Raw genomic sequence first — 19,829 nt, 5'->3', positions numbered from 1 at the left:
GCGGGTGCCCCGGCCGCCGGGGCCGGGCGCCGACCGGGCGGGGAGCACACCGTGCCCACTGCGGCCGTCGATGCGGGAGGAGACGGCCGGACAGCGGGCTGCGGCTGTCCGTGTCGCTCCCCGCCGGTCAGGGGCCAGCATCACCGGGCCGCGGGCGTCGGCGCCTGGGCCGTACGGTCCTGACCGCACCGCTCCTGGGGCCCCGGATCATGGCGTCCCGCAGGGCCCGATGGCCGCCGGAACGGGGACGTACGGCCCAGGCGCCACCGCTCCCGGCCGGTCTAGCGTCCCGCCCCATGGACCACGGCCCCCAACCCCACCCGGACGACCGGGACAGCCGAGACCGGCGCGCGCCGGAGAAATCCTCGGAGGCATTCCCGGAGAAATCGCCGGAGACATCTCCGGAGAAAGACGCCCCATGCTCCTCGAAGATCTCCGGACGGCCTGCCGCAAGGACCCGGCGCTGCACGGTCCGCATGTCGTCGAGGTCCTGCTCTATCCGGGGCTGTGGGCGATCTGGGCGCACCGGGTCGCCCACCGGGTGCACCGGCTGGGCGTGCCGCTGCTGCCGCGGCTGATCTCCCAGCTGTCGCGTGGACTCACCGGCATCGAGATCCATCCCGGCGCGGTCATCGGGCGGCGCTGCTTCATCGACCACGGCATGGGGGTGGTGATCGGTGAGACCGCTGTCCTGGGCGACGACGTGATGCTGTACCACCGGGTCACCCTGGGCGGCACGGGGTGGTGGGCGGACACCCCGGGCTCCCGGCGCCATCCGGTCGTCGGCGACCGGGTCGTGCTCGGTGTCGGGGCCAGTGTCCTGGGCCCGGTGAGCGTCGGTCACGACTCGGTGGTCGGCGCGCACGCGCTCGTGCTGCGCGACGTCCCCGCCCACTCCAGCGTCCGTGCCGCGCCGCCGGAGGTGGTCACCCGCCCACGCGGCGGCGCCCCGGCGCCGGTCGTGGAACCGGCACCGGCCGTGGAACCGGCACCGGTTGAAGCCCCGGCGCTTGTCGAAGCCCCGGCATCTGTCGAAGAACCGAAGGAAGTACTCCCGTGAGAGCACCCCAGCCCTCGATCCACCCGTCCGTCACGGCGCTGATCGGCCGCACTCCGCTGGTGGCCCTGCGCCGCTACGGCGGGGACCTGCCGGTGCGTCTGGTCGCCAAGCTGGAGTCCGCCAATCCCGGCGGCAGCGTCAAGGACCGGATCGCCCTCGCCATGATCGAGGACGCCGAGAGCACCGGGGAGCTCCGCCCGGGCCGCCGGATCGTGGAGCCGACCAGCGGCAACACCGGCATCGGGCTGGCGATGGTGGCCGCCGCCAAGGGCTATGACGTCACCTTCACCATGCCCGAGAGCATGAGCGTGGAGCGCCGGGCCCTGCTGGGCGCGTACGGCGCGGAGCTGGTGCTGACTCCGGCCGCCGAGGGCATGTCCGGAGCGGTGGCGCGGGCCACGGAGCTGGCGGAGCGTCACGGCTGGTTCATGCCGCAGCAGTTCGGCAACCCGGCCAACCCCGACGCCCATCGCCGCACCACCGCCCAGGAGATCTGGCAGGACACGGCCGGCACGATCGACGTCCTGGTGGCCGGGGTCGGCACCGGCGGCACCGTCACGGGTGTCGGCCAGGTGCTGAAGGAGAAGAAGCCGGAGGTCACCGTGGTGGCCGTGGAGCCGGCGGAGTCGGCGGTCCTGTCCGGCGGCTCCCCCGGCCCGCACCGTATCCAGGGCATCGGCGCGGGCTTCGTCCCGGCCGTCCTGGACGTCTCGGCGTACGACGCCGTCCACCGGACGTCGCTGGCCCAGGCGCAGGCGGAGGCCCGCCGGCTGGCCCGCAGCGAGGGCATCCTCGTCGGGGTCTCGGGCGGGGCCGCGCTGCACGCCGCCCGCACGCTCGCCCGGCATCCGCGGCACCAGGGCGCGCTGGTCGTCGTGGTGCTGCCGGACACCGGGGAGCGGTACCTCAGCACGGATCTGTTCGGGTAGGCGCCGGTCTTGGAAACGGTGCCCGTGAACATCTCGGAGATCGCCCCGGCGGGCGCGGGATCCGGTCGGCGCATGGGGGCGCTGCTGACGGTGGCCGGCGGCGTCGGCTGGCTGGCCTCCTTCCGGCTCGCCGTCGACGGCTGGCACGCCCTGGAGGACCCCGGCTTCCGGCCGGCCTGCGACATCAGTCCGGTGGTGAGCTGCGGCGCGGCCACGGCCGGCCCGCAGGGCAGTCTGCTGGGCTTCCCGAACGCACTGCTCGGCATCACGGTCTTCGCCGTCGTCGTCACCCTCGGCGTGGCCGTGCTCACCGGGTCGCGGCTGCACCGGGCGGTGTGGCTGGGGCTGAACGCCGGGGCGCTGGGCGGGGTCGTCCTCTCCCACTGGCTGATCCACCAGTCGCTGTACGAGCTGGGCCGGCTGTGCCCGTACTGCGCCGTCGTCTGGGTCGTCACCATCGCGCTGTTCTGGTACGTCACCCTGCACAACCTCCGGCACGGTGTGCTCCCGGTGCCGGTGCGCGCCCGTGGCGTCCTGGCGCTGGTGCTGGAGTCGCACTGGTTGTTCCTGGCCGCCTGGTACGGCCTGATCGTCGTCCTCGTCCTCACCCGTTTCTGGACGTACTGGACGGGCCTGCTGTGACGGGGCCACCGGCCCGGCCGGTCGGGACGTTCGGCCCTCGTACCCGCCGGACGGCGAAATTAGGGTCGCCTAAGTAGCACGGGCGGAGAGCGAGGCATCCCATGGCGAGAACGGACCACGACGAGCCGCTCCAACGGACCTCGGCCGTCCCCGGCGAGGGCCTGGACGCCGCCCGTCTGCCCGGCCACTGGCTGCTCGCCCGCTTGGGCAAGCGCGTCCTGCGGCCCGGGGGCGTGGAGCTGACCCGCTGGATGCTCGACGAGCTGGCCGTCGGCCCCGAGGACCGGGTGGTGGAGCTGGCCGCCGGGCTGGGGGCGACGGCCCGGCTGACGCTGGAGCGGGTCCCGGCCCGCTATATCGCCGTGGACCGGGACGCCGCCGCGGTGGCCGCCCTGAGCACGCTCACCGCCTCCACCACGACCGAGGTCCGGGCGGTGCGCGCGGACGCCGCCGACACCGGTCTCCCGGACGGCTGCGGCAGCGTCGTGTACGGCGAGGCGATGCTGACCATGCAGCCGTATGCCGCGAAGCGCCGTGTCGTACGGGAGGCCCGGCGGCTGCTGGCCGGCCCGGGCGGCCGGTACGGCATCCACGAACTGTGCCTGCTGCCCGACGACATCGACCCGGCGCTCGCCGAGCAGATCGCCGCCGACCTCGCCGGCGCCATCCATGTCGGCGCCCGGCCGCTGACCCCGGGCGACTGGAGCGCACTGCTCACCGACGAGGGCTTCACCCTCACCGCCCGCCGTACGGCGCCCATGGCGCTGCTCGAACCGCGCCGACTGGTCGCCGACGAGGGGCTGGCCGGCGCCCTCGGCATCGTCGGCCGGGCGCTGCGGGATCCGGTGGCCGGGCGGCGCGTCACGCGGATGCGCCGCGTCTTCCGCCGCCACCAGGCCCATCTGGGCGCGATCAGCCTGATCGGCCGCCCAGGAAGCACGGAGAACAAGGAGAACCCGGCATGACCGCCACCGTCATCACCGATCTGTCCGCCGAACTGCCCCTGCCCGAGGACGGCACCCTCAGCCGTGTCCTGTACCGCGACGACCGGCTGCGCGTGGTCGGCTTCGCGTTCGCCGCCGGCGAGGAGCTGACCGAGCACACCTCCGCCCTGCCGGTCGTCATCCAGGTCGTCCGGGGCCGTCTCGATCTGGTCCTCGGGGAGGAGAAGACCGAGGCGACGCCAGGGAGTTGGGTCCGGCTGCCCGCCCGGCTGCCGCACACGGTCCGGGCCACGGAGCCGACCGTCATGCTTCTGACGATGCTGGCGAACCCGGCGTGAGGAGGCGGCGTCGGTAGCGGGTTCCGGGGCGCCCGTCGAGAGTGATGTCCGCGACGGGCCCGAACCCGGTGCGTTCCAGCACGGTCCTGGAGGCGGTGTTGTCGTGGGTGGTGACGGCGGTGAGGGCGGAGAGCCGGTACTCGGTGACGGCGAGGCGGCACACGTCCCGCACCGCGGCGGTCGCCGTCCCGCGTCCCGCGGCGCGCTGCGCGATCCGGTAGCCCAGTTCGGCGGTGCCGTCCTCGACGTCCACGAGGTTGACCCGGCCGACCAGCCCGCCCCGGTCGTCCAGGACGACGTGGAAGTGGCAGACACCGGCGTCCTGCTCCGCGAGCAGGGCCCGATGGCGTGCGGCGAACTCCGCGAAGTACGCGTCGCCGCGGTCCGGGACCGACCGGGCGAAGTAGGCGCGGTTCGCACGCTCGAAGGCCAGCAGGGCGGCGGCGTGGTCGGCCCGCAGCCGTTCCAAGGTCACCATGGCCGACAGCATACGGACGGGTGACCGTCCCCCGGCCGTGCGGTGGTATGCGTGAGACCGACCGCGGGGGTTACCCGGCCCGCATGGCCCGGCTACCCAGAATCCGACACCGGGACGACCAGGACGAACACGTCCGGGAACGTCCCGCGGCAGACACCGGCGACCGGTACGGTCCCGGCGAGGACGTCGAGAGGGCGGCACCCGACAAGCCGACCCAGCTGTCCAGGCAGTCCTGGACCAAGGTGTTCAAGGGAACCCTGCGGGAGTTCAAGGACGACGAGCTGACCGACCGCGCGGCGGCGCTGACGTACTACGGCGTGCTGTCGCTGTTCCCGGCGCTGCTGGTGCTGGTCTCGGTCCTCGGCCTCACCGGCAGGTCGACCACGGACAGGGTGCTGGAGAACCTGCGGGAGCTCACCCCCGGCGCGGCGCAGGACATCCTCACCCGGGCCGTGGAGCAGTTGCAGGGCAACGCCGGCATCGGCTCCATCATGGCGATCGTCGGCGTGGTGCTGGCGGTGTGGTCGGCGTCCGGGTATGTGGCGGCGTTCATCCGCTCCGCGAACGCCGTCTACGACATGCCGGAGGGGCGGCCGGTGTGGAAGGTGCTGCCCGTCCGGGTCGCGGTGACCGTGGTCCTGATGGTGCTGGCGGTCGTCAGCGCGCTGATCGTGGTGTTCACCGGCGGTATCGCCCGTCAGGCCGGTACCGCGCTCGGCCTCGGCGACACCGCGCTCACCGTCTGGTCGATCGCCAAGTGGCCGGTGCTGGTCGTGCTGGTCACCATCATGATCGCGATCCTGTACTGGGCGACGCCCAACGCCAGGGTCAGGGGCTTCCGCTGGATCACCCCCGGCAGTCTCCTGGCCCTGCTGATCTGGCTGGCGGCCTCCGCCGGGTTCGCGTTCTACGTGGCCAACTTCGGCTCGTACAACAAGACGTACGGGACGATGGCGGGCGTCATCGTGTTCCTGGTGTGGCTGTGGATCAGCAACATCGCGATCCTGCTGGGGCTGGAGTTCGACGCGGAGACCGCGCGCCAGCGGGCCATCGCCGGGGGCCTGCCGCCGGACGCCGAGCCGTACACCGAACCACGTGACACCACGAAGTGGGACGAGGAGGACCGCCGCCGCATGCGCGGGCCTGACCGGCCCGCCTAGGCTGGCGCCATGACACAGGTGGAGGTCGTGCAGCTGCTCGTCTCGGCGGCGCACCGGTACGCGGGGCGGCCGGCGGACGGGCCGGCGGCGGGGCCGGACGACGAACGCGTGGCGCGGGTGGAGGTCCGTCGCGGCCTCGGTCTGGTCGGCGACCGCTACTTCGGGCAGGCCGCCCACCGGGACGCGTCCGTCACCGTGATGGCGGCGGAGAACCTGCCGACGGACCTGGACCCGGACGTGGACCTGCGGCACACACGGCGCAACGTGCTGCTGCGGGGCATCGACATCGACGCCTACGTCGGCCGCACGGTCCTCCTGGACTGCGGCACCGGGCCCGTCGTCCTGGCGGTCCGGCGCGCGGCCCGGCCGTGCGCGTGGATGGACGCCGTCATCGGGCCGGGCGCGCAGCGCGCCCTGCGGGGCAGGGGCGGGGTGCGGTGCGCACCGCTGTCCGACGGGGTGCTCACGCTGGGCCCGGCCACGTTCCGGGTCGTCGACCGGCCGGGCGCCGGGGCGCGGTGAGAGCGGGCGGGGTCAGTGGGCGGAGCCGTCGGCCCGCAGGTGGTAGACGTGGAACGCCCGGCCGATCACCGGCTGGGCGACGTTGCGCACCTTCACTCCGCCGGTGGTCATGCCGTGCTCGGTCCCCAGGTGGGCGTGGCCGTGCACGGCGAGGTCGGCGCCCGCCGTGTCGATGGCCTCGGCCAGCAGATAACTGCCGAGGAAGGGGTAGATCTCCAGCGGTTCGCCGGCCAGGGTGTCCGCGACGGGCGAGAAGTGCGTGAGCGCGATGCGCAGGTCGCAGCCCTGCTCCTCCAGGTCCTCCAGGGCGTCGCGCAGGCCGTCGGCTCGGCGGCGGGAGTAGGCCACGAACTCCTTCATGACCGGCTCGCCGAACTCGCCGGCGCAGCGCCCCACGAAGCCGCCACCGAAGCCCTTGGTCCCGGCCACGCCGACCCGGGCGCCGCCCTCGCAGGTCACCACCGTGGCGTCCCCCTCCAGGACCTGTGCTCCGGCCTCGGTCAGCACGGCGGTGACCTCGTCGGGGCGTCCCTCGTGGTGGTCGTGGTTGCCGAGGACCGCGACGACGGGCACCGGCAGGTCCTTGATCTCGCGGGCGACCACCTCGGCCTCCGCCCGGCTGCCGTGGCGGGTGAGGTCGCCGGCCAGTAGCAGGAGGTCGGCGACGTCCCCGAGGGTGTCGAACGACGGGCGCAGCAGGCCCTGGCTGTCGGGGCCCATGTGGATGTCGCCGACGGCCGCGACCCGGATCACGGGAGTTCCTCCGCGTGGTCGGGGGCGCTGACGTCCGCGACGGCGATGTCGCTGTGGACGGCGACGCCCGCGAGTTCGTCGTGGGCCAGGGTCAGCAGGGCGTCGCGGCACTGGGTGGTGGGCACGGTGCCCGACAACAGCACCGCGTCGCCGTGGACGTCGATGCGTACGCCGAGTTCACCGAGCGGGCCCTCGGCCAGCCGGTCGCCGAGCCGGGCGGCGCGGTAGTCGAGGTTGCCGGCGGTGGGGGCGCCTCGCGGGTGCCGGGTGCCGTGGCCGGTCATGACGGCTCCTTGGTCGGGGCGATGATGTTCAGCCGTTCGAGGAGGAAGAGGAAGGCGGCCGGCATCGGCTCCTGGCCGCATCGCTGCCGTACGTCGTCCCAGTCGACCTTCTCCCGCAGCACCCGGGCGACGGGCAGGGCCGCGCCGAAGTCGCAGTGGTGCTCGGAGAACGCGGCCAGCAGGCTCCACAGCAGGTCGGTCGGGGCGAGCACGGGCATGTGCACCGAGTCGACGGGCAGCTCCTGGGCCCGGGCGAGCAGTTCGGCGGTGACCGGGTGGTGGGCCAGTTCGAAGATGAGGTCGATGTCCTGGCCGAAGCAGGAGGTCTTCACCAGCCAGTCCTCCGGGGGCACCCGGACGTCGAGGCCGGCCTCGCGCAGCGTGCCGGTCACGGCGTCGGCGTCCTCGCGGAGCACGCAGAAGTCGGCGTCGTGGCGGAGATTGTTGTTGCCGCCGTGGGCGTAGACGGCGACGCTGCCGGCCACCGCGAACCGGTGGCCGTGACGCTTGAGCAGGCTCCCCACCTGTTTGGCCGCCTCCAGGATGGCCTGGGTGCGGTCGCCCGGAAGGCCGCCCCGGCCGCCCTGCCCCGGGGACGCGGGCAGGGGGTCCGGATCGGTGGACGGCATGCGCGCGGGGGTGTCGGTCGCCAGCCGCAGGTCCGGCGTCGTGCCACCGCGGGGCAGTGTCGAGCCCTCACCACTGTGCGCCATGAGCACTCCGTTCGCCGTGGCGGCCCCCACGGCCACCACCGGGCCCGAGTACCCATGGAGCACGGCCACGACACCGTACGAGCGTCGGCGAACCGGCTCTTGTGGATCACCGTCTCCGGGGGATTCAATGCCCCTCGCCTCCCACAGGGGAACACCTGTCCCCATCACCCGTAGAAGGGGTTCTTCTTGACTGCCGTACGCGCCACCGCCGTCACCGCAGCAGCCTGCGCGGCCGTGCTCGCCGCCGCGCTGCCCTCGTCCGCGATCAACTCCTACAACGCGACGCCCGCGCCCGAACGCACCGAGGTCGGCGCGCTGGTCGCGACCTGGGACAACGACAACGATCCGGCGACCCCGGACCGGGTCGACTGGGTCTGCTCGGGCACGATGATCGACGCCGACACGTTTCTGACGGCGGCCCACTGCACCACGGACTGGCCGGACAACGTCCGCTTCCACGTCTCGCTCGACCAGGACGTGCAGGCCGGGCTGGACGCCGCCGCGCTGAAGTACCCCGGGGACCCCGCCGCCCAGGCGCGGGCCGTCGCCGTCGAGGGCACGGCGCACAACCACCCCGGGTACCCGGGTCCCGCCTCGGACACCCGCGACATCTCGGTGATCGAGCTGCCCGCGCGGAAGGTCGCGGCCCGCTGGTCCTTCACCCCGGCCGCCCTGCCGGCCGCGAACCAGCTGGGCGCCATGGGGTCGCGGCAGCTGAACTCGACCGAGTGGTTCGTCGCGGGGTACGGCACCCAGGAGGCGGTGAACGGCCCGGGCGGCCAGACCCACCCGGGCGGTGGCGTGCGGCTGAAGGCGCCCGTGGGCTTCGACGCCCTCAACGACGCCTGGGTGCGCCTGGCGATGACCGCGCCCCAGGGCAACGGCGGTGCCTGCTACGGCGATTCGGGCGGCCCCAACTTCGCGGTGATCGACGGCGAACGGATCCTGGCGTCGACGACCGTCACCGGTGACTCGCCCTGCTACGCCACGAACGTCACCTACCGCCTGGACACTCCGGGCGCGCGGGCCTTCCTGTCGCCGTTCGTGAAGCTGCCGTAGGCGCGTCGGCCCGGCCCTCCCGCACCGTAGGCGCGTCGGCCCGGCCCTCCCGCACCGTCGGCGCGGGAGGGCCGGGCCGCGGGTGGTGATCAGCCGCTGTGGACGGTCACCTCGTGGAGCGAGTAGCCCCATTCGGTGCCGCGTTGTACGCCGTGGACGCGGATGTGGCGGGCCGGGGTGCCGGTGAAGCGGGCTGTGTCCAGGCCGCCGTCGCCGGTGGTGGTGGACCAGACGGTGTGCCAGGTCGTGCCGTCGGTGGAGAGGTCGATGCGGTACGCCTTGCCGTACGCGCGCTCCCAGTCGAGGGTGACGCGGCCGACCCGGTGGGTGGCACCCAGGTCGATGCGCAGCCACTGCTCGTCGCTCCAGTCGCTCGCCCAGCGGGTGCCCCGGTCGCCGTCGACGGCCCGGCCGGGTGCGTAGCTGGTGAACGGATTCCACTCGGAGGAACTGGCGGTCGCCGCCGCGCCCTTGGCGAGGTTGACGCCGGACTGGTGCCCTTCCGTGCCGCCCCAGGTGTCGAGGTAGGACTCGGCGCCGCGCAGGAGGTCGTCGACCACGCCCTGGCCGCCGACGAGCCGGATGTCCTCGATCCAGTCGGGGATCAGACCGGCGTGGGCGGCACCGTCGGTGTTGAGGTCCCAGGTGCGCTGTCCGGTGGTCTGCCGGTCGATGAGGGAGCCGCCGTCGGCGCTGCGGAAGGGGTACGTCACCGGGTTGGCGGTGTTCGCGCCGCGCGGGGCGGGGTGGTCGCCGATGCCGTTGAAGTCGGTGCCGTAGCCGTAGCCCACGCCGTACTTGTCGCGGAGCGCGTCCGTGCGCCGCGCCTCGGCGGCGAAGCCCTCGGAGCCGTGCATGTACTGGGCGATGAAGCCGCCGAGGGAGTAGACGCGTTCGGTCCAGTTGAGGTCCATCCAGCTGTGCGAGGAGAGCACGCCGGGGTAGGACTCGGCCTCCAGGATGTCGAGGACGCGGCCGGTGGCCTTGACGCTCATGTGGTCGATCTCGACCATCATCTTGCGTTTCATCATGCCGCGCAGGGCGTATTCGCCGAGGTCGGTGAGGCCGCGCACGTTGCACTGGGCGTTGTCGTCGTAGTCGGGGACCTCCACGCCGTCCGGGAGCTGCTCCTCCGCCTCGTGGGCCGCCACGCCGCCGATGGGGTTGTCCTTCTGCGGGCCGGTGCACTTCTCCGTCTTCCAGAAGGTGCCGGTCGACAGGAACTGACCGATGTTGATCGCGGTGCCGAGGCCGTGCTCGTCGAAGCGGACCCCGCACAGGGCGTTGTCGAACTTGTGGCACAGGAACATGCTGCGCACGCCCAGTGCGTACAGCTCGTCGAGTCCCTTGTCGATGTCCGCCCTGCTGCACTGCGGGATGTCCAGGATCTGCTTGCAGCCGAACGGCTCCGAGGTCTCCACGCCGAGCACGACCGCCAGCTTGCCCTGCCGGATGACCTCGCGGGCCTGCGCGCTGTCGGTGACGATGCGGAACCAGCCCTTGCCGGTGCCGCCGTACATCCTGTCGATGAACGCCTGCATGTCGTACGTCAGTTTGGCCTGCAGCCGGATCGACGTCATCTCGTCGCAGCCGCGATCCTTGAAGAAGTAGACCGAGCAGATCATGCCGTTGGTGACGAGGTCGTTGACGAGGACCCGCTGGCCGCCGCGCCAGGCGCGTTCGATCCAGGCGTAGTAGTTGGCCTGGTGGGTCATGGAGTCGTACGCCGGCCAGTCCTTGAACGTCGGCCAGCCCACCGGGTCGTGCCGGCCGTCGCCGCCGTGGGTGATGTAGTCGAAGATCGCGAGCGTGCCGTCGGGGTAGTGCTCGGGGCAGTCCTTGAGGGCGTCGGCGACGCCCGCCTCGGAGAACGGCTTGCCGCAGATGAGCCGGCCGCCGAACGCCTCGTTGGAGAACAGGTGGTTGTGCGCGTCGACGAAGCCGCGGACCTCGCCGGCGGCGTTCGTGCCGGTGAACGGCTCACCGGTGACGTCGATCCGGGAGTCCGGCGCGGGCCGGGCGGTGGGGGTCCACCAGTCGGTGCCTGCCGCGGAACTCGGCGCGGGACCGAGGGCCATGGCCAGGACGAGGAGGAGCAGCGACACGACGGTGACGTCTCTGCGTCTGCGGTACGGGAGTCGAGCCTTGGTCACGGGCCACGTCCCTCGGTCGGCGGGAAGGCGCGGTCGACGGCCGGGTCTGCGGGAGCCCGTAATATTGTCATGACCTGCGCAAGATGACGCGATGAGGATCTCGGCCGTGGCGTGCGCCGTCAAGACTTGTGTACCGACGAGTAAGTAGCCCGGGGCGCCGGTTGCCGGGCGACCGCAACCGACGTGGCCGAAAACGTGTCTTCGTCCCCGTGGGCCACGGCAAGGAGTGGGCGATGAGCGCATGGACGGTACCCGGGTACACCGAGTCGTTGGAACTCGGTTCCGGGGCCAGTGGGCGAGTGGTGCTCGCCGTGCACGAGCAGACCGGGGTGCCGGTCGCCGTGAAGTACCTCGGTGAGTCGCTGCGCACCCGGCCGGACTTCGTGCACGGCTTCCGCGCCGAGGCCGAGCTGCTCGGCGGGCTGACCAGCCCGTACGTGGCCGGTTTCTACGAGTACGTGGAGGCCGACCGGGGCGCCGCCATCGTGATGGAGCTGGTGGACGGGGTCTCGCTGCGGATGCTGCTGACCGGTCGGGGTCCGCTGGCGCCCGAGGCCGCGCTGACCGTCCTCAAGGGCTCGCTGCTCGGCCTGGCCGACGCGCACCGGGTCGGTGTGGTCCACCGCGACTACAAGCCGGAGAACGTCCTGGTCACCCCGGAGGGCCTGTCCAAGCTGGTCGACTTCGGGATCGCGGTGGACGCCGGGATCAGCGCCGGCATCGCGGGCACGCCCGCCTACATGGCGCCGGAGCAGTGGACCGGGGCACCGGCCTCCCCCGCCGGCGACGTGTACGCGGCCACCGCCACGTTCTTCGAGTGCCTCACCGGCCACAAGCCGTACCCCGGTGGCAACCTGGCCGAGCTGGCGCTGCAGCACCTGGAGCAGCCCGTCCCGGTCGCGGACCTGCCCGAGGCGGTACGACCGCTGGTGCTGCGCGGGATGGCCAAGGCGGCCGACGAACGGCCGCTGGACGCCGCGGCGTTCGTCGCGGACCTGGAGGCGGTCGCCCTGGCCCGCTACGGCGACGACTGGGAGGCGCGGGGCCGCCGCCGGCTGGCGGCGCTGGTGGCGCTGCTGCTGGCACCGCGTCCGCTCGGCGACGGGACGCCGCCCCGCCCTCCGGCCGACCGGGCGCACACCGTGCTCGGCCGGGGTTCGGGGCGCGAAGGGTGGCGCGCCTGGTGGCCCACGGGGCCGGGGCTCGCCGTGTCGGTCGTGGCCGTGCTCCTGGCGATCCTGCTGGCCCAGGGCATCGGCCGGGGCTCCGCGGAGAACACCGGGGAGGCCGCGCAGGCGCAGGCGCTGGCCACGACGAGCGCCGCGCCGGGCTCCGCCGCGGCCTCGCCGTCGGCTAACGGGGCGACGGACCCGCCGTCGCCGACGACGACGTCCGGGACCCCGACCGCGGGCCCGAGCACGACCCAGACGGCCACCGGCACCTCCACGCCGACCGACGCGGCGACGTCTGGGCCCGCCTCCGTCACCGCCACGGTCACTCCTACGGGGAACACCGGCACCACCACGCCGGCCACCCCGCCGACGGCCCCACCGAGCCCGTCGGAGGACACCTCCCCTCCGCCCACGCCTCCCTCCGTCAAGGACATCGCGGTGTCCGACTTCCGGCAGACCGGCCCCGACACGGCCACCGCGACCATCACCGTCATCACCGACGGCACCGGCCCGGTCACCCTGACCGTCGGCTGGTTCTCGGGGAACACCGCCGGACGGCCCGGGACCGCGGACGGCGCGCCGGTGTCGTACGAGCGCAGTGGTGCCGACCGGTACACGATCACCGTCGAGCACTCCTTCCGGACGCTCGGCTGCTACTGGACGGTGCAGGCCACGACCAGCCCGGCCTCCGCCGACGGCGGCGCGTCGCAGCAGCTGCTGACCCGGAGGTGTGTGCTGACATGAGCGCGCCCCACGACCGCCGGCCCGGTGACGACGACCAGTACAGCGCCACCGTGCTCGGCAGCCACTGGATCCAGCGGCCAGAGCCCGGCCCCACGCTGACGGACACCTCGGCCGCCCCGACCGTCCTGCGCTTCGGCCCGGGGGTCACGGCCGCCCTCGCCGACCGTGTCCCGGTGGCGCGGGTCGCCGCGCCGCCGAGCCCGGCCCGGTCCCTCGGCCGTCTGCGCCGGCACGCCCTGCCCGTCCTGGTGCTGATCGCCGCCGTCCTGTTCGTGCTGTGGCGGCAGCAGACGGCGGCGCCGCTGTCCGTGCGCGAGGTCACGGTGACGGTCGTGCCGGAGACGGTGGGGTGCGACTCGAACGCCGAGGTGGTGGCCGTCGTCGGGACGAACGGCCGGGGCGGCACGCTCGCCTACCGCTGGGTGCGCAATGACGGCACCTCATCCGCCGTACTGCACACGGCCGTCGACGAGGGTCAGCGCTCCGCGCAGCTGCGGCTGCTGTGGTCGTTCGAGGGCGAGGGGCGGTACGCGGCCGTGGCGGAACTGCGGATGCTCTCCCCCTCCCACGCCACCGCGGACGTCCGCTTCACCTACGACTGCCCGCTCAGCCGGTAGCCGTCCCGCCCTTGAGCCGCTCCAGGTCGGAGGCGCGCACCTGGATCACGGCGAGGGCGATGAGCGCGGCCGTCGCCGCCATGATCGCCGCGGTGACGAAGGCCGCCGAGACGCCGGCCGCGAGGATCTCGTCGGACCAGGGAGCCGGAAGGTCCCCGGTGCGTTCGAAGCGCGCTCGCTGCGCGGGGTCGGCCCGGGAGAGGAAGTCCGGGATCTGCCGCTCGGCCTCGCGGTTGCTCGCCGTGCCGAAGACGGTGACCAGGATGGACAGGCCGAGGGAACCGCCCACCTGTTGGGTGGCGTTGAGCAGGCCGGAGGCCGCCCCGGACTCGTGGACGGGCACGTTGGACAGCGCCATGAGCGTCAGGGAGACGAACTGCATGCCCATCCCGAAGCTGAACACCAGCATCGGGCCGAGGATGCTGCCCGCGTAGGTGGAGTGCACGTCCGTCAGGGTCAGCCAGGCCAGGCCCGCGGCCGCCAGCACCGCCCCCACCACCATGAACGGCTTGGGCCCGTACACCGGCAGGAACCGCGACGTCAGTCCGGCGGCGACCGCGATCACGGCGCTCACGGGGAGGAACGCGAAGCCGGCCTGGAGCGGGCTGAAGCCCAGGACGCCCTGCACGAACAGGGTCAGGAAGAAGAACATGCCGAACATGGCCGCGGCCAGGCACAGCATGATGGCGTAGGTGCCCGCGCGGTTGCGATCGGCGAACATGTGCAGCGGGGTGATCGGCTGCCGGGAGCGGCGTTCGATCAGTACGAACGTGGCCAGGACGATCAGCGCGCCGCCGAACGAGGCCAGCGTCAGCGGGTCGCGCCAGCCGTCCTGGGCGGCCCGGATGAAGCCGTAGACCAGCATCACCATGCCCGCCGTCGAGGTGAACGCGCCGATCAGGTCGAAGTGGCCCGGGTGGCGTTCGGACTCGCGGATCCAGCGGGGTGCCGCGAGGGCGATGAGCAGGCCGATGGGGACGTTGACGAAGAGCACCCAGCGCCAGTTCAGCCACTCGACCAGCATTCCGCCGGCGAGCAGGCCGATCGCTCCGCCGCCCGCCGACACCGCCGCGAACACCCCGAAGGCACGGTTGCGTTCCGGGCCCTCCCGGAACGTGGTGCTGATCAGCGCGAGCGAGGTCGGGGAGGCGATGGCGCCGCCGACGCCCTGGAGGGCGCGGGCGGCGAGGAGTTGTCCGGCGTTCTGGGCGAGTCCGCCGAGCAGGGAGGCGGCCACGAACAGCAGGACGCCCGCGACGAAGACCCGCCGGCGGCCCAGGATGTCGCCGGCCCGGCCGCCGAGCAGCAGCAGGCCGCCGAAGGTGAGGGTGTAGGCGCTGACCACCCATGACAGGCTGGTGGTGGAGAAGTCCAGGGAGCGCTGGATGTGCGGCAGCGCGATGTTCACGATCGTGATGTCCAGGACCACCATCAGCTGGCAGGACGCGATCACCAGCAGCGCCATCGGACTGCCGCCACCGCCGCCGGTCTGCGGGGCGGGCGTGGCGGGTGCCGATGCCGGTCGCGGACTGCTGCTCATCACGGGTCCCACGGGAGCCGGCGGCGTGCGCCGCCGGTCCACCGTTCGACCGTACGCCCGGCCCGGGACCGGCACCACTCGGGGCGCCGCCGGACGTCACGGCCAAGGTGTGTCGCCCTGGCTCGGGTTCGTGTTCGTGTCGGTCGCCGTTCGTGGGTGCAGGTTCCGGGCGGGCGGCGGGGGCTCCCCGGCCGTGAGGTGTTCGAGGACCTCGACGAGTTCCTGGCATGCGTTCTCGACCGAGCGTCTGGTGTTGCGCTGCTCGGTGATCACCGCCGACAGCAACAGCGCCGTCAGGGCCATCGCGCCGTTGAACGCCTGGAGCTTCAGCATCACCTCGATGCGGGTCAGTTCGGCGAAGGGGCCGGTGCGGTCCGTCGCCGCGACCGTGGCCATGACCGAGGCGAACAGGGCGCACAGCATGGTGCCGGCGAGCTGGAAGCGCAGGGCGGCCCAGATCAGCAGCGGGTAGACCAGGAACAGCACGCTGACGTCGTAGTGCGTGGCCACCGGCACCAGGACGCCGGCGCTCAGGATCAGCGCCAGCGCCTCCTGCCAGCGCCAGCGGGAGGGGTGCGGGGGCAGGCGGGCGCGGCTGAGGACGAGCAGCATCGGGGTGACGATCAGGACGCCCATGGCGTCACCGACCCACCAGGCCAGCCACACCGGCCAGAAGGCGTGGGCGGGCAGCTTGTCGGTCAGCACCAGCAGGCCGACGCCGGTCGTCGCGCTGATCAGCATGGCCGTGAGCGCGCCCAGGAACACCAGGGCGAGGCCGTCCTTGAGGCGGCTGAGACCGGTACGGAAGCCGACGCGGCGCAGCATCAGGTAGGCGCACACCGGGGCCAGGGTGTTGCCGATCAGGTTGCCGGTCACGGCGGGCGTGAGGTCCGTGGTGATCGACAGGATGACCAGCAGGGCGCCGAGGGCGATTCCGGGCCAGCAGCGCGGACCGATGATCAGCAGGGCGGCGACCGCGACACCCGTCGGCGGCCAGATCGGGGTGAACACGGCGCCTTCGACGACCAGCTGCCGCATGAGCCCCAGCCGGCCGGCCGCGTAGTAACAACCGGCCACGGCCAGCACCTGGACGACCGCCACGGCCGGTCGATGCAGATCCCGCGTAGCCACCACAGCAGCCATCACACACCGCCCCGCCCCCAACGGCGAGGCGAGAGCCCACCCGTCCGGCCCTATGGCTGAACCCGAGGGGCCTGGGGGCAGGCCGGGGGCCAGGCGCCCGGGGCGGGGACGAGGGGCCGTCGGCGGGGGCCGGGGAACGGGGGCCGGGACAGGGAACGGGGGCCGGGACAGGGAACGGGGGCCGGGACAGGGAACGGGGGCCGGGGCAGCAGCCCGAGGCCCGGGAGCCGGGGGCCGGGGGCCAGGGGCCGGGGGCCGGGGGCCAGGGGCCGGGGGCCGGGACAGGGAACGGGGGCCGGGGCAGCGGCCCGGGGGCCGGGTGGCCGTCTTGGCTGGGCCCGGAGGACCGGAAGACGGAGCCAGGCACACCGCAGACCACCCTCTCGCCCACCCCGACCGGGCCAGGGCGCTCCATGGGGGACCTTTCGCGCACGCTCTGACGGAACCTGGAGGGCCCTGTGGCGGGGTCGGGCGTCTACGGGGGGTCTTCGTGGCCGTCGTGGCCGATGACCAGGACGGCGGCGTCGTCCTGGTGGCCGACGCGTTCGGCGCCCTCGATGACGGCGGCGGCGAGGGAGGAGGTCTCCAGGCCGGCGACGGCGGCGAGGCCGGCGAGGCGCACCACCTGGTCCAGGCCCTCTTCCAGGGGCATGGAGGGGCCTTCGACCACACCGTCCGTGACGAGGACGAAGACGCCGCCGGTGGTGAGCCGGTAGCGGGTCACCGGGTACTCCGTGCCGGCCTGGATGCCGAGCGGCGGCCCGCCCGCGTCGTCGGCGATGCCGGACTTGCCGTCGGCCGTGGCCCACACGCACGGTATGTGGCCCGCCCGCGCGCTCTCCAGCACCCCGGTGGCCGGGTCGAGGCGCATGAAGGTGCAGGTGGCGAAGAGGTCGCTGCCCAGGGACAGCAGCAGGTCGTTCGTGCGGGCGAGGAGTTCGCCGGGCTCGCCGGTGACCGACGCGAGCGCGCGCAGACCGACCCTGACTTGGCCCATGAACGCGGCCGCCTCGATGTTGTGGCCCTGGACGTCACCGATGGACAGCCCGATGCCGCCGTCGGGCAGGGCGAACGCGTCGTACCAGTCGCCGCCGACGCTGAGACCGTGGTAGGCGGGTGCGTAGCGCACGGCCAGCCGCAGGCGCGGGGCGACCGGCAGGTCCCGGGGCAGCATGCCGCGCTGCAGGGCGATGGCGAGCTCGACCTGGTTGCGCTGGAGTTCCGCGCGCTCCCGTGCCTGGGCGGTCAGCGAGCCGAGTCTGGCCAGCAGCTCGTCACCGTCGTCCATGGGGCGCTTGCGGGGCATCGCTCACTCCGGCTGAGGCGGGCGCCCCTTTCAGGGCATATCACTTTCCAGGCATATCGCCCGATTTTACGTAGGTCAGATCATATCGACAGGGCGGCCACCCACCCCCGCTTGATCAAAAACGATGGTGTGGTTACATATGAGCGCCACCTAGCTCGAAAGATGGATCTGTGACTGTCAACGACGACTCGTTCACCCACTGGAAGCACCGCGAGGAAATCGCGGAGTCGATGATCCCGATCATCGGGAAGCTGCACCGCGAGCAGGACGTGACCGTCCTGCTGCACAGCCGCTCCCTGGTGAACAAGTCGGTGGTCAGCATCCTCAAGACGCACCGCTTCGCCCGGCAGATCGCCGGCGAGGAGCTCTCGGTCACCGAGACGATGCCGTTCCTGCGGGCGCTCACCACGCTCGACCTCGGTCCCTCACAGATCGACATCGGCCGGCTCGCCGCCACCTACAAGGCCGACGACCAGGGCCTCACGGTCGAGGAGTTCACCGCGCAGGCCGTGGCCGGCGCCACCGGCGCCAACAAGATCGAGCGCGGCGACGGCCGCGACGTCGTCCTGTACGGCTTCGGCCGCATCGGCCGTCTCGTGGCCCGCCTGCTGATCGAGAAGGCGGGCTCCGGCAACGGTCTGCGCCTGCGCGCGATCGTGGTGCGCGGCGGCGGCGAGCAGGACATCGTCAAGCGTGCCTCGCTGCTGCGCCGTGACTCCATCCACGGCCAGTTCCAGGGCACGATCACCGTCGACGAGGCGAACAGCACGATCATCGCCAACGGCAACGCGATCAAGGTGATCTACGCGGGCGACCCGTCCGAGATCGACTACACGACGTACGGCATCAAGGACGCCATCCTCATCGACAACACCGGCAAGTGGCGCGACCGCGCGGGCCTGTCGCAGCACCTGCGCCCGGGCATCGACAAGGTCGTGCTGACCGCGCCCGGCAAGGGCGATGTGCCGAACATCGTGCACGGCGTCAACCACGACACGGTCAAGCCGGACGAGCGGGTCCTGTCCTGCGCGTCCTGCACCACCAACGCGATCGTGCCGCCGCTGAAGGCCATGGACGACGAGTACGGCGTGCTGCGCGGGCACGTGGAGACCGTCCACTCGTTCACCAACGACCAGAACCTGCTGGACAACTACCACAAGTCCGAGCGCCGCGGCCGCTCCGCGCCGCTGAACATGGTCATCACCGAGACCGGCGCGGCCTCCGCCGTCGCCAAGGCGCTGCCCGACCTCAAGGCGAAGATCTCCGGCAGCTCGATCCGCGTCCCGGTGCCGGACGTCTCGATCGCCATCCTCAACCTGCAGCTCGCCCGTGAGGCGACCCGCGAGGAGGTCCTCGACCACCTGCGCGACGTCTCGCTGACCTCGCCGCTGCGCCGCCAGATCGACTTCATCAGCGCCCCCGACGCGGTCTCCAGCGACTTCATCGGCTCCCGTCACGCCTCGATCGTCGACGCCGGCGCGCTCAAGGTCGACGGCGACAACGCGATCCTCTACCTCTGGTACGACAACGAGTTCGGCTACTCCTGCCAGGTCATCCGAGTCGTCCAGCACGTCTCCGGGGTGGAGTACCCGACCTTCCCGGCTCCGGCCGCCTGACCCGGTACGGGCCCCCGGTGACCTCGACTCACCGGGGGCCCTTCCACAGCCACGCCTCCAGCACGGCGAAGTCCCCCTCGGTCAGGCCGACCGCGGCGTCGACACGGTGCAGCAGCGCCCGGCCCGGGTGATGCGCGGCGACCCAGGCGCGATCGACGTCGGTGATCTCGTCGTCGACCCAGATGAACGACCGCCCGGCGGCCGTGTCGACGAGCGGCCGCGTCTTGTGGTGCAGGGCGACCGCCTCGCCCTGCGGCGTCTCCGGCAACTCGACCACGGGCAGTCGTGGCAGGCCGAGCAGCGGGGAGATGACCTCGTTGGCGTCCGCCATCCATGTCGTGGCCCACATCAGCTCGCACGGCAGCGCCAGCAGCCGCGGCCCGTGCGCGGGATCGAGGCGCGCCAGCAGGGGGTTGGGCGTGTCTTGAACGGGGGCCGCCGGGGACCGAGTTCCGCCGAGGGGCAGCAGGGTGCCGTCGACGTCCAGGAAGAGCACGGGGCGTTCGGTCTGCTCGGCGCGATCGGTCATGGGCGCACGCTACCCGGCCCCCTGCCAACGGCAAGGCAGCCCAGCAGGGCGTCAGGCAGTGCCCGAGCCACGGCCACCGGAACCTGCGTTTCAGCATCAATGTCAGTGCCCCGTCCTAGGGTGCTCG

General features: G+C 72.7%; 20 protein-coding genes. 11 read left to right on the top strand and 9 right to left on the bottom strand.

The genetic code is table 11. The features are described from left to right. The first annotated feature begins 418 nt into the window (after window positions 1–418). From epsC to ACH5AC_RS16955, 5 genes are all read left to right on the top strand, one after another. Complete coding sequence (gene epsC, locus ACH5AC_RS16975; protein ID WP_398862605.1) at window positions 419–1,060, top strand: serine O-acetyltransferase EpsC; 642 nt, start codon at window positions 419–421, stop codon at window positions 1,058–1,060. Then, the gene (gene cysK / locus ACH5AC_RS16970) at window positions 1,057–1,989 is read left to right on the top strand and encodes a cysteine synthase A (RefSeq protein WP_398862604.1); all 933 of its coding nucleotides are present in this window, start codon (window positions 1,057–1,059) and stop codon (window positions 1,987–1,989) included. Before epsC ends, cysK begins: the two co-directional genes overlap by 4 nt. Window positions 1,990–2,013: 24 nt before the next feature. Beyond that, window positions 2,014–2,631 carry a vitamin K epoxide reductase family protein gene (locus ACH5AC_RS16965; protein WP_398862603.1) on the top strand — a complete coding sequence of 206 codons (618 nt, stop codon included), beginning with the start codon at window positions 2,014–2,016 and terminating at the stop codon, window positions 2,629–2,631. A 101-nt stretch (window positions 2,632–2,732) separates the two neighbouring features. Beyond that, window positions 2,733–3,596, top strand: coding sequence for a class I SAM-dependent methyltransferase (locus tag ACH5AC_RS16960; RefSeq protein WP_398862602.1), 864 nt, complete (start codon window positions 2,733–2,735; stop codon window positions 3,594–3,596). Next, window positions 3,593–3,913 carry a cupin domain-containing protein gene (locus ACH5AC_RS16955; protein WP_398862601.1) on the top strand — a complete coding sequence of 107 codons (321 nt, stop codon included), beginning with the start codon at window positions 3,593–3,595 and terminating at the stop codon, window positions 3,911–3,913. Before ACH5AC_RS16960 ends, ACH5AC_RS16955 begins: the two co-directional genes overlap by 4 nt. On the opposite strand, the gene ACH5AC_RS16950 is transcribed toward ACH5AC_RS16955, so the two are convergent. Beyond that, on the bottom strand, window positions 3,879–4,391 hold the full coding sequence (locus ACH5AC_RS16950; protein ID WP_398862600.1) for a GNAT family N-acetyltransferase: 513 nt from the start codon (window positions 4,389–4,391) through the stop codon (window positions 3,879–3,881). The two genes, ACH5AC_RS16955 and ACH5AC_RS16950, sit on opposite strands and share 35 nt — an antisense overlap. A gap of 83 nt (window positions 4,392–4,474) precedes the next feature. Between ACH5AC_RS16950 and ACH5AC_RS16945 the strand changes: the two genes are divergently transcribed. Beyond that, complete coding sequence (locus tag ACH5AC_RS16945; protein WP_398862701.1) at window positions 4,475–5,551, top strand: YihY/virulence factor BrkB family protein; 1,077 nt, start codon at window positions 4,475–4,477, stop codon at window positions 5,549–5,551. Between the two features lie 9 nt (window positions 5,552–5,560). After that, on the top strand, window positions 5,561–6,073 hold the full coding sequence (locus ACH5AC_RS16940; RefSeq protein ID WP_398862598.1) for a molybdenum cofactor biosysynthesis protein: 513 nt from the start codon (window positions 5,561–5,563) through the stop codon (window positions 6,071–6,073). 12 nt (window positions 6,074–6,085) lie between these two features. Here the strand turns inward: ACH5AC_RS16940 and ACH5AC_RS16935 are convergent, their stop codons facing one another. From ACH5AC_RS16935 to ACH5AC_RS16925, 3 genes are read right to left on the bottom strand one after another with little or no spacing between them, the layout of a single operon-like run. Next, the gene (locus ACH5AC_RS16935) at window positions 6,086–6,826 is read right to left on the bottom strand and encodes a metallophosphoesterase (RefSeq protein WP_398862597.1); all 741 of its coding nucleotides are present in this window, start codon (window positions 6,824–6,826) and stop codon (window positions 6,086–6,088) included. Then, entirely contained in the window at window positions 6,823–7,110 is a 288-nt protein-coding gene (locus tag ACH5AC_RS16930) for a BON domain-containing protein (protein ID WP_398862595.1), read from the bottom strand. Before ACH5AC_RS16930 ends, ACH5AC_RS16935 begins: the two co-directional genes overlap by 4 nt. Next, window positions 7,107–7,823 carry a nucleotidyltransferase family protein gene (locus ACH5AC_RS16925; RefSeq protein WP_398862594.1) on the bottom strand — a complete coding sequence of 239 codons (717 nt, stop codon included), beginning with the start codon at window positions 7,821–7,823 and terminating at the stop codon, window positions 7,107–7,109. The genes ACH5AC_RS16930 and ACH5AC_RS16925 overlap by 4 nt, the downstream gene beginning before the upstream one ends. A 186-nt stretch (window positions 7,824–8,009) precedes the next feature. Between ACH5AC_RS16925 and ACH5AC_RS16920 the strand changes: the two genes are divergently transcribed. Then, window positions 8,010–8,882 (top strand): trypsin-like serine protease, encoded by an 873-nt coding sequence (locus tag ACH5AC_RS16920; RefSeq protein WP_398862592.1) that lies wholly within the window; start codon window positions 8,010–8,012, stop codon window positions 8,880–8,882. Between the two features lie 89 nt (window positions 8,883–8,971). Here ACH5AC_RS16920 and ACH5AC_RS16915 read toward each other — a convergent pair whose 3' ends face one another. Next, window positions 8,972–10,960, bottom strand: coding sequence for a discoidin domain-containing protein (locus ACH5AC_RS16915; protein WP_398862700.1), 1,989 nt, complete (start codon window positions 10,958–10,960; stop codon window positions 8,972–8,974). A 308-nt stretch (window positions 10,961–11,268) separates the two neighbouring features. On the opposite strand from ACH5AC_RS16915, the gene ACH5AC_RS16910 reads away from it, so the two are divergent. Continuing rightward, window positions 11,269–12,951: a serine/threonine-protein kinase gene (locus tag ACH5AC_RS16910; RefSeq protein ID WP_398862591.1), complete on the top strand. Its 1,683-nt coding sequence runs from the start codon at window positions 11,269–11,271 to the stop codon at window positions 12,949–12,951. Continuing rightward, the gene (locus ACH5AC_RS16905) at window positions 12,948–13,568 is read left to right on the top strand and encodes a hypothetical protein (protein WP_398862590.1); all 621 of its coding nucleotides are present in this window, start codon (window positions 12,948–12,950) and stop codon (window positions 13,566–13,568) included. Before ACH5AC_RS16910 ends, ACH5AC_RS16905 begins: the two co-directional genes overlap by 4 nt. Here ACH5AC_RS16905 and ACH5AC_RS16900 read toward each other — a convergent pair. From ACH5AC_RS16900 to ACH5AC_RS16890, 3 genes are all read right to left on the bottom strand, one after another. After that, entirely contained in the window at window positions 13,558–15,108 is a 1,551-nt protein-coding gene (locus ACH5AC_RS16900; RefSeq protein ID WP_398862589.1) for an MFS transporter, read from the bottom strand. The genes ACH5AC_RS16905 and ACH5AC_RS16900 overlap by 11 nt on opposite strands. A 96-nt stretch (window positions 15,109–15,204) precedes the next feature. After that, window positions 15,205–16,251 (bottom strand): MASE1 domain-containing protein, encoded by a 1,047-nt coding sequence (locus ACH5AC_RS16895; RefSeq protein ID WP_398862588.1) that lies wholly within the window; start codon window positions 16,249–16,251, stop codon window positions 15,205–15,207. Between the two features lie 475 nt (window positions 16,252–16,726). Further along, on the bottom strand, window positions 16,727–17,557 hold the full coding sequence (locus ACH5AC_RS16890; RefSeq protein WP_398862587.1) for a PP2C family protein-serine/threonine phosphatase: 831 nt from the start codon (window positions 17,555–17,557) through the stop codon (window positions 16,727–16,729). A 170-nt stretch (window positions 17,558–17,727) separates the two neighbouring features. Between ACH5AC_RS16890 and ACH5AC_RS16885 the strand changes: the two genes are divergently transcribed. Next, window positions 17,728–19,173, top strand: a complete 1,446-nt coding sequence (locus ACH5AC_RS16885) for a glyceraldehyde-3-phosphate dehydrogenase (protein ID WP_398862586.1) — start codon at window positions 17,728–17,730, stop codon at window positions 19,171–19,173. A 28-nt stretch (window positions 19,174–19,201) separates the two neighbouring features. Here ACH5AC_RS16885 and ACH5AC_RS16880 read toward each other — a convergent pair whose 3' ends face one another. Then, window positions 19,202–19,702, bottom strand: coding sequence for an HAD domain-containing protein (locus ACH5AC_RS16880; RefSeq protein ID WP_398862585.1), 501 nt, complete (start codon window positions 19,700–19,702; stop codon window positions 19,202–19,204). Window positions 19,703–19,829: the final 127 nt, after the last annotated feature.

This window comes from Streptomyces sp. NPDC018693, from assembly GCF_044391385.1.
Taxonomy (GTDB): domain Bacteria; phylum Actinomycetota; class Actinomycetes; order Streptomycetales; family Streptomycetaceae; genus Streptomyces.
This window is presented reverse-complemented; position numbering and strand designations above follow the sequence as displayed.

Bases quoted from the DNA above. Each gene is read 5' to 3' on its own strand.
- ACH5AC_RS16960 (WP_398862602.1), top strand. From the start codon at position 2,733: ATGGCGAGAACGGACCACGACGAGCCGCTCCAACGGACCTCGGCCGTC.
- ACH5AC_RS16890 (WP_398862587.1), bottom strand. From the start codon at position 17,557: ATGCCCCGCAAGCGCCCCATGGACGACGGTGACGAGCTGCTGGCCAGA.
- ACH5AC_RS16950 (WP_398862600.1), bottom strand. From the start codon at position 4,391: ATGGTGACCTTGGAACGGCTGCGGGCCGACCACGCCGCCGCCCTGCTG.
- ACH5AC_RS16895 (WP_398862588.1), bottom strand. From the start codon at position 16,251: ATGGCTGCTGTGGTGGCTACGCGGGATCTGCATCGACCGGCCGTGGCG.
- ACH5AC_RS16945 (WP_398862701.1), top strand. From the start codon at position 4,475: ATGGCCCGGCTACCCAGAATCCGACACCGGGACGACCAGGACGAACAC.
- epsC (WP_398862605.1), top strand. From the start codon at position 419: ATGCTCCTCGAAGATCTCCGGACGGCCTGCCGCAAGGACCCGGCGCTG.
- ACH5AC_RS16880 (WP_398862585.1), bottom strand. From the start codon at position 19,702: ATGACCGATCGCGCCGAGCAGACCGAACGCCCCGTGCTCTTCCTGGAC.
- ACH5AC_RS16910 (WP_398862591.1), top strand. From the start codon at position 11,269: ATGAGCGCATGGACGGTACCCGGGTACACCGAGTCGTTGGAACTCGGT.
- ACH5AC_RS16900 (WP_398862589.1), bottom strand. From the start codon at position 15,108: ATGAGCAGCAGTCCGCGACCGGCATCGGCACCCGCCACGCCCGCCCCG.
- ACH5AC_RS16915 (WP_398862700.1), bottom strand. From the start codon at position 10,960: ATGGCCCTCGGTCCCGCGCCGAGTTCCGCGGCAGGCACCGACTGGTGG.
- ACH5AC_RS16925 (WP_398862594.1), bottom strand. From the start codon at position 7,823: ATGGCGCACAGTGGTGAGGGCTCGACACTGCCCCGCGGTGGCACGACG.
- ACH5AC_RS16940 (WP_398862598.1), top strand. From the start codon at position 5,561: ATGACACAGGTGGAGGTCGTGCAGCTGCTCGTCTCGGCGGCGCACCGG.
- ACH5AC_RS16930 (WP_398862595.1), bottom strand. From the start codon at position 7,110: ATGACCGGCCACGGCACCCGGCACCCGCGAGGCGCCCCCACCGCCGGC.
- ACH5AC_RS16955 (WP_398862601.1), top strand. From the start codon at position 3,593: ATGACCGCCACCGTCATCACCGATCTGTCCGCCGAACTGCCCCTGCCC.
- ACH5AC_RS16905 (WP_398862590.1), top strand. From the start codon at position 12,948: ATGAGCGCGCCCCACGACCGCCGGCCCGGTGACGACGACCAGTACAGC.